Source organism: Chryseobacterium potabilaquae, assembly GCF_902728265.1.
GTDB lineage: Bacteria > Bacteroidota > Bacteroidia > Flavobacteriales > Weeksellaceae > Chryseobacterium > Chryseobacterium potabilaquae.
In genome coordinates this window covers 41068-49899 of the sequence record NZ_CACVBR010000026.1, presented here as the reverse complement: position 1 = coordinate 49899, position 8832 = coordinate 41068, and the positions used below count along the sequence as shown (strand labels likewise).

Sequence of the window (8832 nt, the reverse complement as noted above, 5' to 3'; positions counted from 1 at the left end):
AAATGGACCATGCCTATTCGAAATTGGGGTATTGTTCTCAACCAATTTATGCTTATTTTTGAAAAAAGGCTCAGATTATAAAATCCAAGCCTAACTTTTTAACTTACACACTTTACGAGATAGTGTCAATAAATATGATGTATAAAATTATAATTTTTAGTATAATAACTTACCTGTTATCTTTTATAACCACTTTTATTTCAATGCATTCTTTCTCATCTGAGACTTCTGCTGCATGTATGAGCTGTTCTTATATTAATGATGTATTTTTCTTTTCCTTATTATTATTGATTATCATGCCGATAGCTATATATATATCAGCTAAAACAATATACAATAAAAAAATATTCTGCTTAATAGTATCTACTATTTTTATGCTTTTTACCTTTTTGAACAATTATAGCATATTTGAAGACAGAGTTGCTTCTTGGAGCTCTTATAGTTTTGAAGATGCTTTGATAGCAACAGCATTTCAATCCTTTTTGTATATACTTGCAGGAGGAGTTTTGACTTTTTATTTATACTATAAATTTTATAAAACACGTCTTCATATTGAATTATAACAAAATTTTTATTGTATGTATGATATGTTATCTTTTAGGATGCTTACAATCATATATAGGTTTGTTTTCATTGAAAGAAAAGATGTCCTCTATGTGTATGGAGTGCTCTTTTTTGGAAGAGATTTTATATACTAATCTGATAATATTAGTTTTAATGGTAATAGTATCTTTCATTTTTAAGATTATGAGACTAAAAAAAGTATATTTTATAATAGTTTTATATATATTATCATTTTCTACTTTTTCAATAATTGTAAATAGAGATATTTTTAATGCTCGTGAAGCGTCATGGAGTACTTATCTAGAGTCAGAAGTAGCTGCTAATGTAATTTCAAGTCTTGTACCTACTATTATGATGAGTTGGTTAGTAATTTTCTGGATGATAAGGAAAGGTTTAGATGATAAAATTGATACAGATAAAAATGATTTGTTAGTAATTAAGATAAAGAAAGTAAAATGAAATTAATTACAAATCCATATTAAAAAAAAATCAATCAAGTTGCTGATTAATATAATATGGTAATTTGTGACTTGACAAATTATATCAAAGGACTAAAGAACAAAATATTAATATAAACAATATATGGGAGTACTGGTAACCAATGAAACAGTAAAACAGCTTTTGCATATTGCACAATCGATTGCGAGAGAGAACTATAATGCGACTTATGGTGGACCTCATATTTTACAGGCTTTAATGCATAAAGATATTGGCCTTAATGATTTTTTAAGAAGCCTTGAGAAAGACCCAGGGTATTTTTATGAGTGGGCAGAAGTAAGAATTGAAGATTATCCTAAAACAACACATCTTTTGGATGAAATTATAAAAGATGATCATGTCGATGATATTGTAGAAGAAGCTGATGATATGCGATTGAAACTTGGATTGGATGAAATAACTCCTTTATGCATTCTTACAGCAATCGTAAAACCTCAAGTGGCTTTCACGTTACAGCAGTTGAAATCTTTACCTCTTCGTGAACATGAGATTTTTAATCTATACAGAAAGGATATCGTAGGTGAGGTTTCTCAAAGTGGGCAGACTTCTTCTATTTTTTCAAATGGTTCGGAGTTTTCAGATCACTCTTTTCCTTCTCTTAAAAATTATTGCATAGATAAAACCAGGCAGGCAAGAAAAGGAGATTTGGAAAATATCATTGGCAGAGATAAAGAATTGAGAATGTTGGTTGAGATTCTTTGTAGAAGAAGTAAGCCCAATGTAATTATTATCGGAGAGCCTGGAGTGGGTAAAACAGCTTTAGTGGATGGTTTTGCCATTGAAATTACAAAAGGAAATGTGCCTGAAATGTTAAAAAATGCCACTCTGATGGAATTAGATACAGGGGCTTTATTAGCAGGAACTTCTTATAAAGGTGAAATTGAAGATCGCCTAAAAAAGATTATTAATGAATGTAAAAAGATGGAGAAGGGAATTTTATTCATTGATGAAATTCACACATTGTTAGATCCGAAAGGGAGTATCGGAAATGTATCCAATCTTCTAAAACCTGAATTAGCAAGAGGGGAAATTACAGTAATTGGAGCAACCACTCAGGAGGAGTATAGGAAAATTATTGAACCTGAACAAGCTTTCAATCGTCGTTTCGAGGTACTAACAGTACATGAGCCTGATGAAAGGAATTGTATTAAAATGATTGAAGTACTTATTGATAGATATAAAAAACATCACAACATTGAAGTGGAAAAAACAGCTCTTCCTGAATGTGTGCGTTTAGCGAAGAGGTATTCAAAAGGTAAAAAATTACCCGATGCGGCGATTGATTTACTTGACAGAACAATGGCGGCGATCAAAATACTTGATGAGCTTTCTATGAAAGAGCTTCAAGATTGGAAAGAAACGTATAATGAAATTCTGAAAGAAGATTTTTTTAATGAAAAAGATAATGCTAACGAACTGATCTGGGCCTATCATTTATTAAGAGATAAAATTAGTCCAATACTATGGGGATCCTTAGCTGAGCAGCCTCAAATTGATAACTCGATGCCTGTTGAGCATATTAAGAAAATAATTGACGATACATATGCTGAGTTGTTATTGCATGCTGCTAAAAAAAGACATAAAGTGGACAGACTTGAACTAGCTGCTGTAATGGCTGCTAAAACCAATATTCCTATTGGAAAAATTCAAGCTCAAGAAAAAGAAAAGCTACTCAATATGGAATCTCTTTTATTAAAGAGGGTAGTAGGACAAGATCATGCGCTTAAAATACTCTCTGATGCGATTGTTGAAAATCGGAGTGGATTGAATAAACCCGGTCAACCGATTGGTTCTTTCTTTCTTCTTGGGCCTACTGGAACAGGAAAAACTGAATTGGCAAAAGCAATGGCAGAATTACTCTTCAATGATGAAAAGGCTATGATTCGTTTTGACATGTCCGAATTTAAAGAAGAGCATTCTGCTGCTCTTCTTTATGGAGCGCCTCCAGGCTATGTAGGATATGAAGAAGGGGGAATGTTGATTAATAAAATTAGACAACAACCTTATACCGTTGTTTTATTTGATGAAATAGAAAAAGCTCATCATTCGATCTTTGATATATTTTTACAAATTATGGATGAGGGAAAGGTTCATGATAAGCTAGGAAAAGAAGGAGATTTTAGCAATGCACTCATTTTATTTACATCCAATATCGGGAGTGAAGAAATAATAAAACAATTTGGAGAAGGAAATATTCCGGAATCTTCATCACTCATGCAAATTATGACTAATTCTGGCCGTTTTAGACCTGAGTTTTTGGCAAGAATTACAGAAATTATCCCTTTTGCACCTATTACAGAATCTATTGCAGAAAGAATTTTTAATATTCAATTAAAATCCCTCCATACTTCATTAGCAAGATTAGGGATTACAATGAATATCAGTGATAGGGCAATTAAAAGCCTTACGTTAGATGGCTTTAACAGTAAATATGGAGCAAGGCAGATTTCAGGGGTTATTAGATCACAATTAGCGAGACCGATTTCCAAAATGATAGTCCGTGAAGAAGTAAAATCTGGACAAACAATATATGCAGATTGGGGTAAGGAAGAACAAAAATTAAGCTGGAGAGTTGAATAATGGATAGTAAAATTATAAATACCCTTTTGGTAAAAAGTAGTAGCTTTAAAAGTGTTTTTTTTAGATTGGTACTGATCAGCTCTTCGACTTTTGTCAATGCTCAGTTTCTGGCGGCAACAGATACTTCGGAAAACAGTGTTAAGAAATATAGGACCATTATTAATAATAATAAAGAAATTGTTAATTTTATAGAGTACTCGCTTTCTCAGAAGGGTCTGCCTAGGCATTTGAGGAACTTAGCTCTCATTGAATCCCATTTTAATCGAAATACAATTTCTAAAGCCGGAGCTGTAGGTGTTTGGCAGTTGATGGGTGCTCATGCCAATCAATATGGACTGACAGAACAAAATCGGGCAGATCTTTATAAAAGCACAAAAACCGCAGTGATATCTTTAGCAAGTCTTTATAAAAAATACAATAATTGGGTTACTGTAGTGGCTGCTTATAATTGTGGTGAAGGAAATATTGCTAAAGCTATGCAAGAAGCGAGTTCCTCTCAATATCATGAATTTTATAAATATTTACCTGCGGAAACTATTAACCATGTTAAGAAATATTTGAATGCTTGTTATGCGACTAGAGAACTTGAGGATGTAATAAGTAATTATAATTCTTCCAGAATAAATTCTGTTTTCTTTACCGATGGAAAGCGTAAAGTAGAACAGACTTCTTTAGCGGAGACGTCCATTAATGCAGGGTTTAATTTAAATATAATTGCAGATGAATTGAAGGTGGGTATGGAGCAGCTTCTTTCATGGAATCCAGGAATTAAAGAAGAATTACAGAATAAAGGAGAAGGTATCTTACATCTCCCAATGGATTTGATGCCGGATTTTCTCTTAAAAAAGAGTAAGATACTTTTCCAGTCTATCAAAGGGAAAAAGTAATATTTCTTAACTCATAAAATTATTAAAAAACAGGTGTTATGCCAAAATAACATAACACCTGTTTCGATATAAGGTATGTAGGACGTCTTATCTAATGATAAATTTTAATAATGTATTATCCAGCTTAAGAAAATAAATACCTTGCTCTAAGTTTTTAATTTTAAATGAGTTCGATTTTTTTGAGAAAGGATGATGAATTGTTTCCATTACCTTTCCTTGCGGATTATAGATTTCTGCTACTTTGATGTTTTGTGTGAGTCCCTTTACAAAAATTTCTTGGTTAGATACCGGGTTAGGATAGATTTGTAAAAGGTCCGAACTCGTATTCTTTTCAATAAAAGTTTGCTGGTCTTGTTTTGATGCTCCAGAATAGCAAGTCCAACTCAAATTATCGATAGCCACTCTGTTACCTGTTGAATTATTAATCAAAGTGATTACTACATTTCCTGAAACATTAATGTTATCAATGGTTGTGGTCGTTGATTTGTCACTGTAAGGAACTGTACCCACTACAGTATCATTTACTTTTATGATCAAAGCTCCATTATTTCCGGAAAATTTCAATTGTGTGGTTAAAGTTAAGGAACCAATTCCTTTATTAGAAACACTTGAGGTTAGCGAACCGTTTCTTACTATAATAGCTTTATTGAAAATTGTGGTATCAGTTCTTGCATCAGTTGCGGTCCAATTGATACCATTATTCATCCATGTTCTTTGAGAGTAGGATGAAGCATTGTTGGTAGGAATAGTCTCAAAATCTTCGTTAATACAGCCTGTTCCTGAATTAGGGTTTGTGGAGTTGATTGTAGTGCTTGTACTTGCTGAGCCAGATCCCCAAATGAGGTTTACATAGCCTGGGTTATCAATAAAAGGATTTCTATTACCCTGATATGAGTAAGAAGCATTATTCCTATTAATTTCTGCTGGAGATACAGGATCTTGATTATGCCATGCTAATAATACATTCAATTCCCAATTTTGTAATCCCGGAAATGTAGAATTTCCCAGCATATTTCCCGAAGAAAAAGAGGAAAGTTGAGATTGATAACGAGTTACAAAATAGAAAATCATTCTGGCAACATCTCCCTTAAATTCATCGATAGGTTCAAAAACGGTTCCTGCATATCCTGAAGATGCAGAGTTGCCTAATTTAGATCCGTTTTGAGATACGAAAGTAGTTGATCCTACTATTCCAAAAGGATAATTACTTCTCATACCATTCACTTTTCCATCTGTAGCCCGAATGAAGTGAATATCATTTCTCATGGGAGAATCTTTATAAAACAAGCTTTGTGGTACAATATGTTCACGATTATAGCATTGACCTTCGCCTACATAGGTTCCGCATTGATTGTTTCCCGGAGTATATTGATAAGAATCAGCTCCAGTAGGCTTTTCAGAGTAAATATCTAAAATCGAACCATCATTTTCATAGGTGGTATCTAGATCTGTTGTTTTATAAGCAGTCCAAAGCCCGCCGTAGCCTTTATCTTGATGACCATGGGTTATAATATTGCTTAATGCTGTTTTCAGTTCTGCTCCACTTAAACCATTGGCTGAATCATAATATCCCGCTGGGCTTTGAGCATAAGCAAGATTTACTAATGTGATAAATAATAACGTTTTTCTCATATTAACATAATATTGAGCAAGAATACTACATTTTATTGATAAAAAAATTCCAGCATTATAGCGGATTATTTTGATATTGTATTTTAACTAGAAATTAATGAATAATACTAAGTAAAGTGATATTGTATTTGATTCATAATTATTCTTGTTTTTGTCAAAATGAATCTTTTTTATAAATGTTTTTTACTATACTCTATTTCTTTTCGTTGAAATTATTTCTAATATATGGGAGTTTTATTTTTTTAATACTAAGAAAAATTTAAAATATATTAAAAAGAAGAGGTATTTTTCTATGGAGGTTATTTTTATTTAGAAAGATTAGAAATATTATTTTTTTTATTTATTTTTTTAATTGATGTGGGTTTTCAGAGAAAAATTTACGAGATAAATAATTTGATTATATTGATAAAAATAATCTATTCCTTGTGTATGAAATATTAAATGGACGACTTTACGTGGAAAATATAAGTGAATATTGATTTTAAGGGTATAGTCACTAATTTTAAAAATCAGAAAAGATAGAAGTTTTCCATAGAGATATAAATAAAGAGGCTGTCCCAATTTGGGACAGCCTCTTCGTATACGATGATTAATTTACTTTTTTTGTGGAGGATAATTTTTCATCATCTCCGCTATTATTTCAGGAATTTGTTTCTGCTTAGCTCGTGGAGAATCAACAGATATACCACTGCCAATACCTTGCCAAACCAATTTATTGGTACGAGCATCTACTAAATCAACAACTAATGCTCCTTCATTATAATTACTCGTCCACGTTCTATTTACTCCAATTCCCCATCCAAAAGGTCCTCCCCATCCCCACATTCCATAAGGAGATACGCTGTTGATATCCGTTACTTTTTTGTGGTTTGCTTTTACATTAACGATGAGGTCTGGATTCTCACCAGACTGCAAACCTTTCATTTGCAATTGTTTGGATAGCTCATTTAAAACTCTATCTTTATCTATATCATTAAGCTTTAGATCATCAATCCTAAGCTTATAGGTTTTATAAGTATTAAAATTTGCTGTATCAGCATAATCAGAACGCACTTGAAAGGGACTACATGATGTTAAGCCTAAAGTAGCAGCTAACAAAATAAAAATATATTTTTTCATTTATTTATTTTTTTATCGTTTTTAATGAATGTGTCGGTCTTTTTATCATATCCATAAGGACAATGTTTACAACCACTTTTACAGCAATAACCTCTTTTTAAATGAAATTTTTCTGTAAAAACCTTGTAGCCTTGTTCATTATAATAGAAGTCTTCATTCTCTTTGATGTCAAAATGGCCCATAAGTTAAATCTCTAATCCAAAAAACTTTATATTTGTTATCATGATAATTGTATGCCAAAAACCATTAGAAAAATTGAAAATTAATGGTATTGCTCTTTTTCCTTTTATTTTTATTAGACAACCCGAAGATAAGGAAAATAAAGTACTTATAAATCACGAAAAAATACATCTAAGACAGCAAGTCGAGATGTTGGTTATATTTTTTTATATTTTTTATGTTGTGGAGTATTATTATCGACTCTTTACACTAAAAAACAGATATTTAGCGTATAAAGGCATCTCATTTGAAAAAGAAGCTTATGCAAAAGAACGAGATTTAAATTACCTTAAAAAAAGAAAATTTTGGAGTTTTAGTAAGTATTTATAACTTTTTATAATCAATATAAATAAGTTTGTAGAGTAAGACTTTAAAGATGGATATGTTAAAATATCATTTAGATAAAATGCTATTAGAAAAACCCCTAACAAATATTCCTATCCAGGAAATAGTAATACATAAGAGAGTGAGACTTTTCATGAAAAGAGAAGACTTGGTTCACCCTCAAATTTCAGGAAATAAATATTGGAAACTGTTTTATAATATTAATGATTATTTAGAGAGTAACCCTAAAAAACCGTACATTATTAGTTTTGGCGGAGCATTTTCAAATCATATTTCTGCTGTTTCTGCAGTGGGTAGAGTAGCAGGAATTTCAACATTAGGAATTATAAGAGGGGAAGAGCTTAAGAATAGTTGGAGAGATAACCCTACGCTTCTTTTTTCCCGAAGAAATGGAATGAATTTAAGATTTGTTACCCGTGAAGAATACCGCTATAAGGATAAGTTGACCGAGTTTTTGCAATATGAATTTCCTGATGCATTGATCATTCCGGAAGGAGGGACGAATAAGGAAGCTGTCGCAGGTGTAAAAATGATGTTAAATCATGAAACAAAAGATTTTGATTATCTTTGTACTGCAGTTGGAACAGGAGGTACAATTGCTGGACTTTCGATGTTTTGTGAAGGAAATCAGAAAGTTATAGGGTTTAAAGTGGTGGACGATGCATCATTAGAAAATAAAATTCTTGAATTAACTTCTAAAAGGAATTTTAATCTAATAGACTCAAGCTTTGGAGGCTATGGGAAAATAAAGGATGATAATGTTGCTTTTATCAATGATTTTAAAGAAGAATTTAAAATTCCTTTAGAACCCATTTATACAGGCAAAATGATGCAAAAAATCTTTGAATTGATTGATGCAAAATATTTTCCTGAGAATAGTAAAATTTTATGCTTTCATACAGGGGGATTACAAGGAATTGAGGGAGCTAATTTGCTTTTAGAAAAACAAAATAGAAATTTAATTATATAAGTAAATAAAATTGAAAAA

The 8832-nt window shown here is 31.6% G+C and carries 8 protein-coding genes; 5 read left to right on the top strand and 3 right to left on the bottom strand.

Annotated elements, in window-relative coordinates:
• Positions 1-747 precede the first annotated feature (747 nt).
• From CHRY9293_RS13095 to CHRY9293_RS13085, 3 genes are all read left to right on the top strand, one after another.
• A complete protein-coding gene (locus CHRY9293_RS13095) occupies positions 748-1023 on the top strand; it encodes a hypothetical protein (protein WP_162033388.1) in 276 nt (91 codons plus the stop codon).
• A 123-nt stretch (positions 1024-1146) separates the two neighbouring features.
• Positions 1147-3642 (top strand): ATP-dependent Clp protease ATP-binding subunit, encoded by a 2496-nt coding sequence (locus CHRY9293_RS13090; protein ID WP_162033387.1) that lies wholly within the window; start codon positions 1147-1149, stop codon positions 3640-3642.
• Entirely contained in the window at positions 3642-4529 is an 888-nt protein-coding gene (locus CHRY9293_RS13085; protein ID WP_162033386.1) for a lytic transglycosylase domain-containing protein, read from the top strand. The genes CHRY9293_RS13090 and CHRY9293_RS13085 overlap by 1 nt, the downstream gene beginning before the upstream one ends.
• A gap of 87 nt (positions 4530-4616) precedes the next feature.
• Here the strand turns inward: CHRY9293_RS13085 and CHRY9293_RS13080 are convergent, their stop codons facing one another.
• From CHRY9293_RS13080 to CHRY9293_RS13070, 3 genes are all read right to left on the bottom strand, one after another.
• Complete coding sequence (locus tag CHRY9293_RS13080; RefSeq protein WP_162033385.1) at positions 4617-6161, bottom strand: endonuclease; 1545 nt, start codon at positions 6159-6161, stop codon at positions 4617-4619.
• Positions 6162-6755: 594 nt separating this feature from the next.
• Positions 6756-7280 carry a DUF4136 domain-containing protein gene (locus tag CHRY9293_RS13075; protein WP_162033384.1) on the bottom strand — a complete coding sequence of 175 codons (525 nt, stop codon included), beginning with the start codon at positions 7278-7280 and terminating at the stop codon, positions 6756-6758.
• A complete protein-coding gene (locus CHRY9293_RS13070) occupies positions 7277-7462 on the bottom strand; it encodes a DUF5522 domain-containing protein (protein ID WP_122546563.1) in 186 nt (61 codons plus the stop codon). Before CHRY9293_RS13070 ends, CHRY9293_RS13075 begins: the two co-directional genes overlap by 4 nt.
• A gap of 40 nt (positions 7463-7502) precedes the next feature.
• Between CHRY9293_RS13070 and CHRY9293_RS13065 the strand changes: the two genes are divergently transcribed.
• Complete coding sequence (locus CHRY9293_RS13065) at positions 7503-7829, top strand: hypothetical protein (protein WP_162033383.1); 327 nt, start codon at positions 7503-7505, stop codon at positions 7827-7829.
• 46 nt (positions 7830-7875) lie between these two features.
• Positions 7876-8814: a 1-aminocyclopropane-1-carboxylate deaminase/D-cysteine desulfhydrase gene (locus CHRY9293_RS13060; protein ID WP_394351039.1), complete on the top strand. Its 939-nt coding sequence runs from the start codon at positions 7876-7878 to the stop codon at positions 8812-8814.
• Positions 8815-8832: the final 18 nt, after the last annotated feature.